Origin of the sequence: Aureibaculum algae (genome assembly GCF_006065315.1) — a bacterium.
GTDB classification, from domain to species: domain Bacteria; phylum Bacteroidota; class Bacteroidia; order Flavobacteriales; family Flavobacteriaceae; genus Aureibaculum; species Aureibaculum algae.
Window position 1 is genome coordinate 554,935 of sequence record NZ_CP040749.1, and the last position, 15,407, is coordinate 570,341.

16 protein-coding genes are annotated in these 15,407 nt (G+C 32.1%); 14 read left to right on the top strand and 2 right to left on the bottom strand.

The genetic code is table 11. The features are described 5' to 3' along the window. Positions 1-15 precede the first annotated feature (15 nt). The 6 genes from FF125_RS02165 (at position 16) to FF125_RS02190 (ending at position 5,961) form a co-directional block, all read left to right on the top strand. Positions 16-597 (top strand): hypothetical protein, encoded by a 582-nt coding sequence (locus tag FF125_RS02165; RefSeq protein ID WP_138948243.1) that lies wholly within the window; start codon positions 16-18, stop codon positions 595-597. Between the two features lie 192 nt (positions 598-789). After that, complete coding sequence (locus FF125_RS02170) at positions 790-1,347, top strand: hypothetical protein (protein ID WP_138948244.1); 558 nt, start codon at positions 790-792, stop codon at positions 1,345-1,347. 38 nt (positions 1,348-1,385) lie between these two features. Continuing rightward, positions 1,386-1,670, top strand: a complete 285-nt coding sequence (locus FF125_RS02175) for a hypothetical protein (protein WP_138948245.1) — start codon at positions 1,386-1,388, stop codon at positions 1,668-1,670. A 3-nt stretch (positions 1,671-1,673) separates the two neighbouring features. Then, positions 1,674-3,818 (top strand): AAA family ATPase, encoded by a 2,145-nt coding sequence (locus FF125_RS02180; RefSeq protein WP_138948246.1) that lies wholly within the window; start codon positions 1,674-1,676, stop codon positions 3,816-3,818. Positions 3,819-4,112: 294 nt separating this feature from the next. Continuing rightward, positions 4,113-5,234, top strand: a complete 1,122-nt coding sequence (gene tcmP / locus FF125_RS02185; protein ID WP_138948247.1) for a three-Cys-motif partner protein TcmP — start codon at positions 4,113-4,115, stop codon at positions 5,232-5,234. A 1-nt stretch (position 5,235) separates the two neighbouring features. Beyond that, positions 5,236-5,961 carry a DUF5131 family protein gene (locus tag FF125_RS02190; RefSeq protein WP_138948248.1) on the top strand — a complete coding sequence of 242 codons (726 nt, stop codon included), beginning with the start codon at positions 5,236-5,238 and terminating at the stop codon, positions 5,959-5,961. Positions 5,962-6,050: 89 nt separating this feature from the next. Here the strand turns inward: FF125_RS02190 and FF125_RS02195 are convergent, their stop codons facing one another. Further along, entirely contained in the window at positions 6,051-7,646 is a 1,596-nt protein-coding gene (locus FF125_RS02195) for an IS1182 family transposase (protein WP_250629571.1), read from the bottom strand. Between the two features lie 297 nt (positions 7,647-7,943). Here FF125_RS02195 and FF125_RS02200 point away from each other — a divergent pair, with 297 nt between their 5' ends. Beyond that, a complete protein-coding gene (locus tag FF125_RS02200) occupies positions 7,944-8,402 on the top strand; it encodes an SRPBCC domain-containing protein (protein ID WP_138948249.1) in 459 nt (152 codons plus the stop codon). A gap of 360 nt (positions 8,403-8,762) precedes the next feature. Here the strand turns inward: FF125_RS02200 and FF125_RS02205 are convergent, their stop codons facing one another. Further along, positions 8,763-9,818 carry an IS110 family RNA-guided transposase gene (locus FF125_RS02205; protein WP_138948250.1) on the bottom strand — a complete coding sequence of 352 codons (1,056 nt, stop codon included), beginning with the start codon at positions 9,816-9,818 and terminating at the stop codon, positions 8,763-8,765. Positions 9,819-10,048: 230 nt separating this feature from the next. On the opposite strand from FF125_RS02205, the gene FF125_RS02210 reads away from it, so the two are divergent. The 7 genes from FF125_RS02210 (at position 10,049) to FF125_RS02240 (ending at position 15,328) form a co-directional block, all read left to right on the top strand. Next, positions 10,049-10,414 (top strand): transposase, encoded by a 366-nt coding sequence (locus FF125_RS02210; protein ID WP_013870391.1) that lies wholly within the window; start codon positions 10,049-10,051, stop codon positions 10,412-10,414. A gap of 5 nt (positions 10,415-10,419) precedes the next feature. Next, positions 10,420-11,271: an IS3 family transposase gene (locus tag FF125_RS02215; RefSeq protein ID WP_138948251.1), complete on the top strand. Its 852-nt coding sequence runs from the start codon at positions 10,420-10,422 to the stop codon at positions 11,269-11,271. 317 nt (positions 11,272-11,588) lie between these two features. Then, on the top strand, positions 11,589-12,428 hold the full coding sequence (locus FF125_RS02220; protein WP_138948252.1) for a class I SAM-dependent methyltransferase: 840 nt from the start codon (positions 11,589-11,591) through the stop codon (positions 12,426-12,428). Beyond that, complete coding sequence (locus tag FF125_RS02225) at positions 12,418-12,630, top strand: hypothetical protein (protein WP_138948253.1); 213 nt, start codon at positions 12,418-12,420, stop codon at positions 12,628-12,630. Before FF125_RS02220 ends, FF125_RS02225 begins: the two co-directional genes overlap by 11 nt. Positions 12,631-12,850: 220 nt before the next feature. Further along, positions 12,851-13,948 carry an integrase core domain-containing protein gene (locus FF125_RS02230; protein ID WP_138948254.1) on the top strand — a complete coding sequence of 366 codons (1,098 nt, stop codon included), beginning with the start codon at positions 12,851-12,853 and terminating at the stop codon, positions 13,946-13,948. 145 nt (positions 13,949-14,093) lie between these two features. Beyond that, positions 14,094-14,741: a hypothetical protein gene (locus FF125_RS02235; RefSeq protein WP_138948255.1), complete on the top strand. Its 648-nt coding sequence runs from the start codon at positions 14,094-14,096 to the stop codon at positions 14,739-14,741. Between the two features lie 32 nt (positions 14,742-14,773). Beyond that, positions 14,774-15,328 carry a M48 family metalloprotease gene (locus tag FF125_RS02240; RefSeq protein WP_138948256.1) on the top strand — a complete coding sequence of 185 codons (555 nt, stop codon included), beginning with the start codon at positions 14,774-14,776 and terminating at the stop codon, positions 15,326-15,328. The last annotated feature ends 79 nt before the right edge of the window (positions 15,329-15,407 follow it).

Below are 15,407 nucleotides of genomic sequence, written 5' to 3' on the forward strand. Positions count from 1 at the left end.
AAAACCCGAACTGAATTGAAAAACCTGAACTTTGAAACGATATTAAAAGATGCGGAAAAATTCATCCTAACTGAAAACAACTCTTATATCCAAACTTATACAGAATTCATAAAATATTTTGACAAAATAAAAGATGGAGATATAAATGAACATAATTTGGTAATCGCAAGTCATTTCGTTTATGGTTGGATGCCAACAATAATCCACCTGAATTTGGAACAAAAAGACAAAGTTTTGTTTTTATTAAATGCTGTGAAAAGTGGACACATTTTGACCGAAAACGAAATCGGAATTTTAAAAAAATCAATAAACAATTCTTTGGTTGGACTTTCTAAACTATTACATTTTATCAATCCGAGAGATTATGCGATTTGGGACAGTCGAATTTTTAGATATTTAACAGAAAAGAAAAGTAGTTACGGCATTGATAGTCCAAAACTCTATCTTGACTATCTAAACGGAATTAAAAATATAGCGGAAAATAAAGATTACGGTAAATTGCACGATTTGATTTCTCGAAATTTTGAATATGACATATATCCAACAAGAGCAATTGAAATCACAATGTTTGAGACTGACCGAAATAGACAAAGCTGAATAAAAAAATAACTGTGGGCAACACCGTGTATATTTTATTGCTTGGTTTTAGCCTACTTACGAAAATCCTCGCGGATTTTCTATTCGGTTTTTATTTACTAAATTAGTTGTTTAAATCACGCAACAAAGCATACACAAACACGTTGTAAACCATTAAAAAGGGTTAAGTAGGATGGGTAAAGAAAGAAAGGAATGAAAGGAATATTACATATAAAGCTGTTTGAATATCTAATAGAAACTGATGGTGCTTTTGGACATGTTGAATTAAGAAGTTTTCTTTTGAAAAATTTTAAGAATGTAGAGACCGAAAGAAGCAGGATTGAAATGAGTAGATTTTTAAAACTATTAGTTTCGGAAAATTATATTGAGTATGTGAACAAGCCAACTACTACTGGAATTGAATTGTATATTGAAAACGGGGGATTTATACCTTCAGATAAAATTTCTGCAATTGTTAGAATCAAACCTAAAGCGATTGAATTATATAATGCTCATATCGTAAATAGAAAAAATTTAAATGGCGTGAATAAGACAATAATTATTAGTTTAATTGCTGTGTCAGCTTCTATTTTTGGACTTTTTTATCCAAAAAATCAAGCAATTGAAAAAAACGAATTTATAATAAAAGTGTATGACTCGATTATAAAATCTAACTTATACCTAAAAGATGAGAATGACCAGTTGCGATTAAAAAAAGAAGGATTAGAACAAAAATACAAAGACACGTTGCAAACCGCATCAGATATTTAAAAGGAAGAAATTCTAGGAATAAATAATAATCAATAAACTTGAAAATTTTATCTATTTTAGAATCATCAAACTCTGAAAAACGCATGGCACACCAACGTTTTACAACAAAGTATAAAGCTAATACGCCAATACAATGTTTAGTTTATGGAAGTAACTTCTTTTATTTGGCGTACTATCCTTATACCAACGTTGGGCAACATACAAGGAAAGCCAACGCACTAACAGCACATTTGGTTTTTGCCGACAAAAAAGTCAACGCTGAAAAAACAAAAAGAGCTGTTTTTTGCCAACGCTCTGACAACAATGGACAAAATGCATTTTAAAAAATGATAACTAAGCTTAATAACCTCACTCTCAAGTCTTTTGTTGGTTACACAAACCCCAATGATTTACTTTTTCGTGCAAAAAACATTCTATTCGGTTACAATGGAAAAGGAAAAAGTTCTATTGCTATTGGCATTAAAGATGAATTTCTAAAAGACTTAACCAAGAAGCCTGAGAATCTTAGAATTTTTGATAGAGATTACATTTCAAATTCATTATTGATTGAAAATTCGGACGGAAAAATTAAAGGTGTTGAGGCAAGTTTTGGTAAAGGTGGCGTTGATATAGAAAACAAGATTAAGGAACTTCAGAAGTTAATTATCAAAGAAGATGAAATTGGTAATCTTGACACAGGCATTGCCAAATTACGCAAAGAAATTAGAACTGAAATAGACAAAATTCACGATAGACGAAAAGGCGAAGCTAATATTCAAAGAAAGTCCAAAGAAGAATCTGTTAAACGAGTAATTGAACTTTATAAAAAGGATTTTCAGGATGCTAAAAAAATTGAAGTGGATGAAGATAAATTGATAAAGATTAATGGCGACAATGCAATTGAAAAACAAATTTCACAAAATGAGAATTTAAAACCATTAAACTTCTCAAAAATTCAAACACCTTTAATTGAAAAAGTAAAAGTAATCTTCAAAGAAAAATTTGGAGAAGATATTTCAATCCCCGAATTTGAAGTTGTTCAATGGATTGAATCAGGACTAAAACTTCACAAAGAAGGTGATAACTGCAAGTTCTGTGATAGCAAGTTAGATTTTTCAGATGTTAAGTTGAAAATAGCGGAATACAAAGAAAATAAAAGACATAAGGCAACTGAGAAACTAAAACAACTAAGAGAACAGCTTCAAAGCCTTTTGGATAGTATTAGAATTATTGAGAAAGAATCCAAAACTTATTCTACAAATATTGGCAATGAGGTTGAGCAACGTTTTACTGCAATAACCGAAAAGAAAAGCACTATAGACTCTCTTATAACTTCGTGTCAATCGAAGATTGATAACATTGAAATTCAAGAAAATTTCGATTTTGAACTTTTAGAAGAAACCTCGAAAGGGATTGAAGAATCAATATCAACTATCGCTAAAACTAAAAATGAACAATTATCGGAGTTAAGAAAGAAGCAAAACAATCTAACCACTTTAGTAAAAGGTGCAATTGGCTTGGAAATACTAAAATCAGCCACTATAAAAGATAAGCTAAAGGAGATTAAAGTCAAGGAAGTTGAATTAAAGGAAAAGCGTGAGAGCAACAAGAAGAAGCAACAAGAAATTCAAGATTTAAAGCAACAAAAAAGTCTAACAAAAGATTTTGCTGATTTTGTTTCGCAAATTCTGAATGACATAAATATATCGCTAAAAGTTACCCTCGATACAGATAACCGCAATTATATTATCAAAGGCACCAATGAAAACGCTACGCTAACAATTAAAGACATAAGTGAAGGAGAAAAAAATCTTTTAGCATTGTTGTTTTTCTATTATGAACTTTTTGCTGATAGCAAACAGCAGAATATTAAACCAGAAATTGAACTTATCATAGTGGACGACCCAATTTCAAGTATGGATGATTCAAATAAGTTTTACATTTTGGAACTGATGAAAAACCTTTTGGAACTTCAAAATCAGCAGATTTTCGTTATGACCCATACTTGGGACGACTACTGTAATTTATCATATGGTAAGGATAACAATCAAACTTTTGCAACTTTTGAAATAAGAAAAAATAATGGAGTAAGTACATTGGCTAAATTGTCAAGTAAAGAAAAACCATATAACTATTTGTTTAAAGAGATTTATGAATTTTCAAGAAAAAGTGATGAAGATATAAAGACAGAGTGCCAAATTTATCACTATCCAAATGTAATGAGAAGAATTTTTGAAGAATGGTATGGATTTAAAATTGGAAGAGATTTGAACTTTACAAGTAATCTTCAAAAGCAAATTGAAAGTCATTTCAGCATTACAAGTAACAACCAAAAAACAAAACTCGGTTTGTTAATCAAAGTTTGCAATATTCTTTCTCATTCGATAAATGGTTCAATGAATCCTCAAGAAATTCATCAATCCGCAAAATATTTGATGAGACTTATTGAAGATAAAGACAAATTACATTTTGACAATATGAAACCACAATAAAGTAATGAAACGACAAGCCCTCACATACAGCCACACACATTGCCAAACCTCTCAATCCAACAGCACAAACCAAAGTTTGTCAATAAGTGTGTCTGACCCAACCCTCGGACTGAAAAACAAAAAGTACGATTGCCCAACAATGGCTATACCTAATGCGGGCGAAAGTGCTAACATGAAAGTTAATACATCAAATAAACGTTTCGGTAAACGGACAGTAAAGTGCCTTGAAATCCCGCACTACGCATAGCCGAGCCGTTGGCAACAAGCTAAAGAAACACCCGAACATAAATTAAAATGAGTGCAAAAAACATACATTCTGAACCTTTTGATGGAGGAACAATAACAAAACTCGAAATATTTGAGGATTATGCTCAAGCTTGGATACCAACATTTTTACCACAAGCTCACTTTGGGGAGATTCATATATTTGACTTTTTTTCTGGACCAGGTTATGATTCAAATAATATAGCTGGAAGTCCAATTCGTCTTTTAACCAAAATAAATGAGCATTTAGGCAATATCTTAAGAACTAAAACTAAAATTGTTCTTCACTTCAATGAATTTGAGCCTAATAGAAAAGCACAGAATAAATTTGAACTACTAAAAAAGAATTGTGAAGATTTCATTTCACAAAATCCCAAATTTAAATATTTCCTTACTGTAAACTATTACAATGAAGATGCTGGAGATTTATTCTTCAAATTAATTCCAACAATTAAAGAATATCCGTCATTAGTCTATTTAGACCAAAACGGTGTGAAATTTATTTCCCAAGAATATATTGATGAACTTGAAAGATTAAATACAACTGATTTTATCTATTTTGTTTCATCTTCTTTTTTTAGAAGATATGGAATGACAGAAGAGTTTAAAAAAGCTTTAGAAATAGATATTGCAGAGTTAGAAAGTGAGGAATATCGAAATATGCATCGTTTGGTTTTCAATAAAATCAATTCAAGACTTCCAGAAAAATCAGAACTAAAATTATTTCCTTTTTCAATAAAGAAAAATAGAAATATTTATGGAATCATATTTGGAGCAAAGAATTATGCAGCAGTTGATAAATTTTTGAAAATAGCTTGGAAAAGAAATAACTTAAACGGAGAAGCTGATTTTGACATTGATGAGGATAAAAGTAAAATTCAACTCGATATGTTTGAGGGACAAAAATTGACTAAAGTTGAAAAATTCAAAAACGAATTAGAGTCCAAACTTTTAAACAGAAAAACAGTTACAAATAAAACTGTTTTAATGTACACTTATTCGAATGGACATATTCCACAACACGCAGTTGATTTATTAAAGCTTATGAAAAAACAAGGTAAATTGGAATATGACGGAAAATCACCTTTCTTAAATTATGTAAATGTGTTTAGAAAAGATAATATTGTAACTTATAAAATAATCTCAAAGTAAAATGGCACAATCAAGCATAGAATGGACAGAAATGACTTGGAATCCTACAACTGGTTGTACAAAAGTTTCCCAAGGTTGTAAATTCTGTTATGCAGAAATTATGTCTAAACGACTTCAAGCAATGGGAGTTGAAAAATATAAAGACAATTTCGAAGTCCGCACACACGAATCTGCACTTAAAACACCTTATACTTGGAAAAAATCTAAAGTAGTTTTTGTAAACTCTATGAGCGATTTGTTTCACGAGCAAATACCTTTAGAATTTATAAAAAAGGTTTTTAAGGTTATGAACGAAAACCCACAACACGTTTTTCAAGTATTAACTAAAAGGGCAGAAAGATTATTAGAACTTCATAAAGAATTAAAGTGGAGTCATAATATTTGGATGGGAGTTTCAGTTGAGGAACAAAAAGTAGAAAATAGAATCGATTATTTGAGAAAGACTAATGCAAGAGTAAAATTTCTTTCTCTTGAACCATTAATTGGAGCTTTACCGAATCTGAATTTAGAAAACATAGATTGGGTAATTGTTGGTGGAGAAAGTGGACACACGCCAAGACCAATGGATGCTGATTGGGTAATTGATTTACAAGAACAATGTGAAAAGGCAGATGTCGCATTTTTCTTTAAACAATGGGGCGGAAAAAACAAAAAGAAAAACGGTAGAGAATTAAACGGTCGAACCTATGATGAAATGCCTGAAATAGAACTACAACATAGCGTCTGAAAGGAAAAGCCTGCGTACAACACCGGTAATCGTTGCACAAGCACCAAAATAGACCATCTGGATTAATTGGGGATTTATTTTTAGTAGTTTTAAGCGTGGCTATAATTTTTTCTGTCCCCTATTTCATCTTTTTTAAAAGGCTTAAAATGGCTTGATCTGCTCAATATATGCCAAAAACAGTGAGTTAAGTACAGCGCAAGTGATTTGGCATCACTTCTGACAACTTTACTTGTGAATTTTAGGTACTTTTTCAGGTTGTAGGCAATGGCGGAGAGATGCATCACCTTGTTGGCTTGCTCAATGCCAATGGTATTTATTTTACGTAAGCCCATGAATTGAGTTAGCGTTCCAAAGACAGGTTCAACAGTACTCTGTCGTTTTGATTTCATATAACGACCTTGGTTGCTGCTTACGCGATGGTTATTTCGTTCGTATTCTTCTCTGTAATAAGTTACCGAAAATTTCTTTTCTTGTGCTGTCTTACCTAAACATTGTTTTCTTATCGGACAGTCTCTACAAATTTTTGAGGAGATTCTATATTCCTTTTTCTTACTACCTGTTCTATAATCATTAAACACTTTTTTAAAGGGAACGATATGACCCTCTGGACAGAGATAATGATCCTCTTGTTTGACATATTCAAAATCCTCAGGACCGCCTTTATACGTCCCGTGAGGTGGTATAAAACTTCGTAAACCTATTTTTTCCAAAAAAGCATAATTCTCTCCATCACTATAGCCTGTATCGGCCACTAGATTTTGCCATAAGATCCCTTGTTTGTTCAATCGTTTTTTTAATCGAGGTACAATGTCTTGTAAGTATTGGCTGTCTTTCTTATCTGCCTTATACGCTTTAATGTCAGTGATTACATGATGTCCAGTGTCAACACTTAGCTGACTCATATAGTTCAGCTTGCGTGCCTTGCCTGGCTTTACACTAATTTTAGCATCCGGATCGGTGGGACTATAATGCGTTTTGTTTGAGGTGTATTTTGAGTTTTTATTGTTTGCACCCGTGCGTTGATCTTGATCTTTTGACCATTTTTTATTCCGACTTTTAATAGCAGACAATTCTTGCTTGGTGGCACTAATTTTTTTTTGAGCATCTGAAGCTTTATTCTCTTTGGCTTTTCGAATAGGCTTTTGTTTATCCATGCTACTGATATGGCGTAGCTTTTTTAAGTGGTCTTCTAATTCTTCTTCAGGCACTTTTAACTCCAAGGTATCCATCGAGGCATTTGCCTTTATTGGAGCAGAATCTATCGCTTGAGTATGGCCACTTACCATGCCTTTGTCAACACACATAATTAAAACACGCGTAAAGACTTCTTCAAAAACTTTTTCTGGATATAATTGACGCGTACGACTTATTGTGCTATGCCAGGGCAACTCTTCATCAATATCATAGCCTAAAAAATACAATATGTCCAAACGTAAACTACAATGGGCAATCAACTGTCGATCACTGATAATATTCTCTAAATATCCCACCAAACACAACTTGAAAAACACGGTAGGATCTATGCTCTTTTGACCACTGTCTCCATAATAAGGACGTGTCAGTACATATAGAAAATGTAGGTCTAATTCCCCATTTAATCGTCGATAAAAATTCTCCTTTGGAATCCGATCACTCATTCGGAATTGAGTGAATAATTTCTCTTGATACTCTTTTTTGCCTTGCATACCTCAAGATACAGAATATCAGTCTAATGACCAATAAATTCATGCGTTTTTTAGTTCATTTTATCCCTAATTATATATATCTTGTGCAACAGGCACACCGTATATAATTTATTGCTGGCTTCTCGCCTACTTACGAAAGTCCTCGCGGACTTTCTTGGTCGGTAATTATTTACTAAATTAGTTGCTTAACCACGCAACAAACCATATACAAACACGTTAGGTGCAATTTAACCAAACCATTTGGCAAATATGTGGTACATCAAGAATTAAATAAAACTGATTAAAACAAAGTAATTAATGAATAAATCAAAATTTAAAACGGAAATTAACACATCTGCTCAAAAAGTATATGAAATGATGTTAGGCTTAAATGACAAAAGCACTTACGAATATTGGACAGCAGCTTTTAATCCGACCTCTACCTATGAAGGTAATTGGGACAAAGGAAGCAAAATGCTTTTTGTAGGAACCGATGAAAACGGTAAAAAAGGAGGAATGATTTCGGAAATTGTAGAACACAGACCTGCTGAATTTATTTCTATTCGCCATTACGGAATTTTGGATGGAGATAAGGAAATAACCACAGGTGAACAGGTAGAGAAATGGGCAGGTGGACACGAAAATTATAGATTTACGGAAAACAACGGCACAACAACTGTAATTATAGAAATGGATACAATTGATGAATATTTGGATTACTTCAATAGTACATATCCAAAAGCATTGGATAAATTAAAAGAAATTTCAGAACGCTAAAAAAGTAACCAAACAAAAACTGCACCTAACACCGTATCCTATGTAAAGCACTTTCCCGAGTCTTAGGTTAAATATACAATATTTTTCTTTTTTTTAATTCATGATATTATTTTTAGTGTTGAACTGTTGATTACGCTTTTTGCGTTATCAATAATTCAATGCTAGCTTTATAAAACTCCGCATCCTATATGTGGTATCCGTCTTTAGCGAATCCACCAGCATCTCTATGATGATTTTGGCAAACAAGGCAACTTGCTATAAATATGTGATAACTGTATTAGAGTTTCACCTACGGTGTTTTGTTGTCCTATCTTTTGTGCCAATTTTATAATGAGTTTTAAGCTTGTTTTATGTTTTTATTTAACTAACTACACCTACTTCATAAGGAATTTCAGTTCTAATTACTGCATGAATTCGACTCAAGAGTTTCCTCGCTACTTTTACCAATATGCGTTTGACATCTTTACCTGAATGTGACCGATAATAGGCCTGCATAACTGGATCAAAACGCAACGCTTGCCAAGTAGCTTCTACCAAATAACTACGCATTAGCCGATTTGCTCTTGGGGTTAACCCTGAAGTTTTGAGATTATCTCCACTTTGGTGTACCCAGGGAACCAATCCTACATAACTGGCTAATTGTTTGAAATTTTTAAAACGCCTTAAATCACCCAATTCACATAATAATCCACAAGCTACTATGCCTCCTACTCCCGGAACTGATCGTAATAAATAATAATCTTTCTTATAATGCTTACGACAATAGGCACGTAATTTTGTACTCACATCTCGCTTTTGCTTATCTATATATTCATAGGTAATAAGACGTGTCTCAAAACAATAATCCATTGTAGGATATTCAAAAGTCAAATTTCTTAACCAATCTCTAAAATTATGAGACCAATGACTATTGTCAAATGGCTTTGGAATTTCAATCCCCAAATACAACAATTGCATCTTTATTTGAGTCTTTATTTTTCGATGTTCTTTAACCAGCTCATTTCTTCGACGAAACAAACATCTTAACTGCTCTCGTTCTATTGAAGGAACATGAATTCCTTTGAGTCGGCCATCCTTTAATTCTTTACATAACATACGTGCATCGATCTTGTCGGTCTTTTGAAACTGGGCCTTGGCTGGACGATGAACATCTGCAGGGTTAACAACCTTTGCATGCCATCCAAATGAAATAAAATGTCGATAATGACTAAAGCCACAACAACCCGATTCATAACAGCAATAAACAGTATATCCCTTAAAATGCCTATCCACATACTTTTTTAAACTAAATGCATCTGGTGGAATAGTTAACGATGATCCATCAAAAAGATCCGTTGCAGTACGAATTTTCCAACTTCGCTTGTGTACGTCAATTCCAATAAATAACTTTGATCTAGTAGTATCCTTTGTTTTCATAATAATAAGTTTTTGAACCTTAAAGTTATTAACTAAACTTTGGATACTGCTTTTACATGGTTGCTATAATTTATTGCTGGCTTCTTGCCTACTTGCGAAAGTCCTCGCGGACTTTCTTTGTCCGTAATTATTTACTAAATTAGTTGCTTAAACACGCAACAAACCATATACAAACACGTTACCTGCAATTATGACCCGTCCTGAATATAGGCTACATAATTTTAAACATTATGTATAAAAATGACAAAGTAATTAGACGGTATTCAGAACCTTTTAAACTAAAAATTCTGGATGAACTTAGTAAAGGTAAGCACACAAAGAGCGAACTTTGTAAACTCTATTCTATTGCACCTACAACGGTCAATGAGTGGATTAAAAAGTATAATCGTAAAGACTTAATGAACACCAGAGTAAAAGTGGAAACAAAAGACGAAATATCTAGAATTAAAGCACTACAAAAAGAGAATGAAAAGCTTAAAAAGCTTCTACTTAAAAAGGATCTGGATGCTATGGTAGAAGAATCTTACCTTGAAGTAGCAGCTGAAAAACTAGGCTATAAAAATGTTCAGCAACTTAAAAAAAAACTCAATATCTAGCATTTATTAAAACTAGAAATAGAGCTAAGGGATTTGCTTCTTTATCTACTATAGCAAGTTGTTTTGGACTTAAACGTGATGCGTATTATAAATACAAATCTAGAGCTGATATGCGTTTAAAAATAGAACAACAGATTATTGAAATTGTTAGAAAAAGACGTAAATCCCTTCCTAGAGAAGGTGTTCGAAAACTCACTAAATCATTAGATAACGAGTTTACAAAAGCCAACCTTAAAGTAGGTAGAGATACACTATTTAATGTCCTTAGAAAACACCAAATGCTAACACTTAGAAAGAAAACTAGTGCCAGAACAACCAACTCTTATCATCGGTTTTACAAGTACAATAACATTATAAAAGATATGGAAGTTACTAAACCAAATCAAGTCTGGGTCTCTGATATTACATATATTAGAACTGTAAAAGGCTTTTGTTACTTGGCTTTGATAACAGATATGCATTCCAGGAAAATTGTTGGGTATGACATAAGTGATAGCTTGGAATTAAAAGGTTGTGTAAGAGCTCTTAATAAAGCCATCTATCAAGCTAAAAACATTAAACAGCTTATTCATCATTCCGACAGAGGAATACAATATTGTAGCAATGTATACACACAAATACTCAAAAGAAAAAAGATAGATATTAGTATGACTGAAGAAAATCATTGTTACGAAAACGCAATGGCAGAACGTGTAAACGGAATTTTAAAAGACGAATTTTACTTAGACCAAACCTTTGATAACGTGGAACACGCAAAGAGAGCTGCAAAAAATGCAATTAATTTATACAACGAAATAAGATTACACTTATCTTTAGACTATAAAACACCAAATATGGTATATAAATTATCAGCTTAAATTAATTATTAACCTGTAGCCATATTTCAGGACTAGACATTAAAACCAACAACTGCGGAAAGAATTAATTAAGAATTTCTATCTTTGTAGTCTGTTATACTAATTCAACATATTATCTGAGTCTTTCTATAAAGACAATCTCGACAAAACGAGTAATTAACGCATAAAAATCTTCTGGTTTTTAATGCTCAGATAGTTATATCCATTTATTTTATCAAATCTCAAACAAAAACAGTTGATTATTATTAAATCGATTGTCTTATCACTCTGTTATGTTTTTAACATTTCAAAATGTGATGACAATACAATGAATTAAAATGAAAAGTAAACAGTTAATAAGTAGAAATATAGAAGTATTTTATAATAAAGCATCAGAAGAAACCAGACTTGATAAGGGAATGGGAATATTTGAATTTGAAAGAATTAAATCATTAATTGAAAAATATATTCCATCTTCATCTTCAAAAATAATTGATATTGGAGGTGGAACAGGAAAATATTCAGAATGGCTTGCAAAAAAAGGACATCAAGTCCATTTAGTAGAACCAGTTCCTAAACATATTAAATTAGCCGAAAATAGAGCGAATAAGTTAAAAAATAAATTTTCCTTTCAATTGGGCGAATCTCGAAAATTAGAATTTAAAAACAATTTTGCCGACTTAATAATACTTCACGGACCACTTTATCACCTTCAAAAAAAGGAAGACAGAGATTTAACCATTAAAGAAGCCAAACGTGTTTTGAAAAATGATGGAGTTATTTTGGGTTTTGCCATTAATTACACAGCATCAACTTTAGTAGGTCTATTAAACGGTTTAATTCATAAAAAAACCTTTTTTGAAATGTGCAAGGACGAATTAACAACTGGAATACATAATCCACCAAGTGATTTTCCTTGGCTATTAGCTGAAGGATATTATCATAAACCTGAACAACTGAAAGAGGAATTTATAAATCAAGAATTAACCTATCTCAATACTTATGCAGTTGAAGGAATGGCTTGGTTAGACAAAGACTATTTTGCTAATATGCTAAACGAAACAAAGAAAAAAACATTAATCGAACTTACAAAAGTCACAGAAAATGACAGCTATCTTTTACCTTTTAGCCCACATATGATGATAGCTGTAAAAAAACAAATTACTTATGGAAAATAAAGACAGATATTTTAAAGCTTTGGTTCAAAATAATGGACAGCTGAATGAAATAGACCTTGGAGAAAAAATTGGACTTGATGAAGATGAAACTCGAGAAATAATTGTCCGACTTCTATCCGAACACAAAATAGAATATGCGGAAAATAGGTCTTGTAATTATAGACTTAATAAAACTACGAAAAGGAAAAATAAAAGCAGGTAACAATGTATAAAAGCAATAGCGGTTTTGGTGTTAACTCAAAGTGTTATTGCTTTTAATTTAGTAAATTGCAAAACGGAAAGGTAGCGCACTTTAATCCGCTACTGCTCTTATACTAACCGTTGTACGCAAGCTAGGTACGGTAAAGGGACATCCTTTACAAAGTTAAAGGGACATAGTTTACACTTTTAAGATTCATAAATTACTTGAAAAAGTATTTATCATGGTCTGGAAAGCAAAAACTAAAATGGAACAAAAAGTAGAATTTATTCATGAATGGTTAACCGGGAAATATACCATTACAGAACTTTGTAGGTCATTTAATATATCTCGACCTACTGCTTACAAATTGATTTCTCGGTATGAAAAAATGGGACTATCGGGATTAATTGAGCAAAAAAGAGCCCCAATTAATCATCCCAACAGAACCAATCAAAAGGTTGAAAATTCAATCTTAAAATTAAAAAACAAACACATGCTTTGGGGTGCGAAGAAAATTCGGATTTTGTTGTTTAAAGAGTATGCTAAAGAACTTATTCCAAGTGTGGTGACTGTTCACAACATCCTTTCTAAAAATGGCCTAGTTAAACCTCAAAAGCGAAGCAGAAGAGTCAAGCCAGTATTCCCCATTTTCGATCCTAAAAAGTGTAATGAAGTTTGGAGTGCAGACTATAAAGGAAAGTTTTTAATGGGCAATAAAATTTACTGTCATCCACTTACTATAGCCGATTCTAAGAGTAGATTTTTGTTTACAGCAAAAGGGCATTATAAAGAGAACTTCATCTCTGTTAAGCAAGAGTTTACAAAGGTTTTTAGAAAGTATGGCATCCCTAAACAAATACATACAGACAATGGTAGTCCATTTGGATCTGTAGCTGCCATTCAAAGATATACAAGGTTATCTTATTGGTTTATTGAATTGGGAATTGACCCTGTTTATTCCGACCCAGCACGCCCAGACCAAAACGGACGACACGAGCGAATGCACCGTGATTTAAAGGCTGCTTGTGCCAAACCTTCAGCATTTGATCTCAAGGCACAACAACGTAGTTTAAATCGGTTTGTAAAAGAATATAATCACATTAGGCCTCATGAATCTTTAGGAATGAAAACCCCTGCAGATTGCCATGATTTTTCCAATAGACCATACCCTGAAAAAATTCCAAAATATGATTATCATTCAACTATGAAAGTGATGAAAGTATGTCAAAATGGAGCCATGCGGTGGAAGTCATATTATTGGGTATATTTAACTTCTGGACTTAAAGGGAAATATGTCGGTGCTCAAGATCAAGGAAATGGAATTTGGAGAGTATTTTAAAGAGACGTATTTTTAGGTTATTTTAACGAAAAAAAAATAAGAGACAAACAAGTATCAATTAGACTAAGTCAGAATCTAGTGTAAAGGATGTGACTTTAACTTTGTAAACTATCTGCCTTAACGAACAGCTAAAAAACAATACTAAATGGAAAACTTTGACATAAAAAACGCATTAGAATGGCTAGGAGCTATTATAATTTCAGTTGGTGGAACTAGCGCTATTGTTATTGCTATTTCTAAATGGTTCGGAGATCGTTTAGCAACAAAACTTCTTGAAAAAGATAGATCAAAATATCAACAAGAATTAGAAGCACTTAAAACGAAATATCAATCAGAACTTGAAATTAAAAAGGCTGAACTTGAAAAATCAAAATCGTTATTCCTACGATATTCAGAACATCAATTTAATCTTTATAATGATTTATGGAAAAGTCTATGTGACTTAAAACATATTGGAGAAGAATTATGGGAAAAAGCTGAACCGCAATTAACAAAAAAATTCTCAAAGCAATTAAGAGAGACTAAACTAACAGTTGAAAAAAGTGCTCTTTTAATTGAGGATGGTCATTACAAATCCTTAACTACAATTTTAGACAAATTTGGAAATTTTGAAATAGGAAAATTAAGATTGATAAACTTAAGAAACAAAACAGTTCACGAAATGAATGAATACGGAGTGAGAAATAATGAAATTAGGAATGTTATTGAGAATAATAGACAAACCAAACAGGAGTATATTAAATTAACAAAAGAACTATCTTCATCATTTAAAGCACAAATTAAAGGTGAATAAAAAGCCTACTATACAGAAAATCTAAAAAAATTATGATTGAAATTCTTTCTTCAGAAAACACGAACGAATTATTAACAAACTCAATTAACCGAATAGAAGAAAAAATTGATAATAATTTGACTGAAAACTCGCCAATTGTTATATCCGATTTAAGTAACATAAAAGTTTTGTTTCCCTCAAGTGCCATACCTAACGAATTTCATTTTTACTCGCGAATTTTAAGAAACGGATTTGGGATAACACAACCGAAAAATTTTAGAGGTGGAATAAGAAAGCATTTAATTGTAATTAACACAAAAATTATAGAAAAACTCAATATTTCTGAATCTGAACTTGACGCAATTATTGCGCACGAATTAGGTCACATATTTAATGAACCTAATAAAGATATTCCGAATTTTATTGAGGAGCAAGAATTTTATGCAGACTATTTTGCAAGCTCAATAGGTTTAAAAGAATCACTTTTAAGTACAATAAAAAAATACTTGGAACAGGAAAATGCTGAAAACTCAGAACTATTCAATTTAAGAATTAGCCATTTAAATAAGGAAAACAGTTTTGAAAATGGAAACATTAGAAATTTATAAATAGAATAAAGCCTGCGTACAACACCGGTAATCGTTGCACAAGCACCAAAATAGACCATCTGGATTAATTGGGGATTTA

Coding starts and splice junctions, on each gene's coding strand:
- FF125_RS02190 (WP_138948248.1), top strand. CDS start 5,236: ATGGCACAATCAAGCATAGAATGGACAGAAATGACTTGGAATCCTACA.
- FF125_RS02170 (WP_138948244.1), top strand. CDS start 790: ATGAAAGGAATATTACATATAAAGCTGTTTGAATATCTAATAGAAACT.
- FF125_RS02200 (WP_138948249.1), top strand. CDS start 7,944: ATGAATAAATCAAAATTTAAAACGGAAATTAACACATCTGCTCAAAAA.
- FF125_RS02225 (WP_138948253.1), top strand. CDS start 12,418: ATGGAAAATAAAGACAGATATTTTAAAGCTTTGGTTCAAAATAATGGA.
- FF125_RS02220 (WP_138948252.1), top strand. CDS start 11,589: ATGAAAAGTAAACAGTTAATAAGTAGAAATATAGAAGTATTTTATAAT.
- FF125_RS02180 (WP_138948246.1), top strand. CDS start 1,674: ATGATAACTAAGCTTAATAACCTCACTCTCAAGTCTTTTGTTGGTTAC.
- FF125_RS02205 (WP_138948250.1), bottom strand. CDS start 9,818: ATGAAAACAAAGGATACTACTAGATCAAAGTTATTTATTGGAATTGAC.
- FF125_RS02235 (WP_138948255.1), top strand. CDS start 14,094: ATGGAAAACTTTGACATAAAAAACGCATTAGAATGGCTAGGAGCTATT.
- tcmP (WP_138948247.1), top strand. CDS start 4,113: ATGAGTGCAAAAAACATACATTCTGAACCTTTTGATGGAGGAACAATA.
- FF125_RS02210 (WP_013870391.1), top strand. CDS start 10,049: ATGTATAAAAATGACAAAGTAATTAGACGGTATTCAGAACCTTTTAAA.
- FF125_RS02230 (WP_138948254.1), top strand. CDS start 12,851: ATGGTCTGGAAAGCAAAAACTAAAATGGAACAAAAAGTAGAATTTATT.
- FF125_RS02240 (WP_138948256.1), top strand. CDS start 14,774: ATGATTGAAATTCTTTCTTCAGAAAACACGAACGAATTATTAACAAAC.
- FF125_RS02195 (WP_250629571.1), bottom strand. CDS start 7,646: ATGCAAGGCAAAAAAGAGTATCAAGAGAAATTATTCACTCAATTCCGA.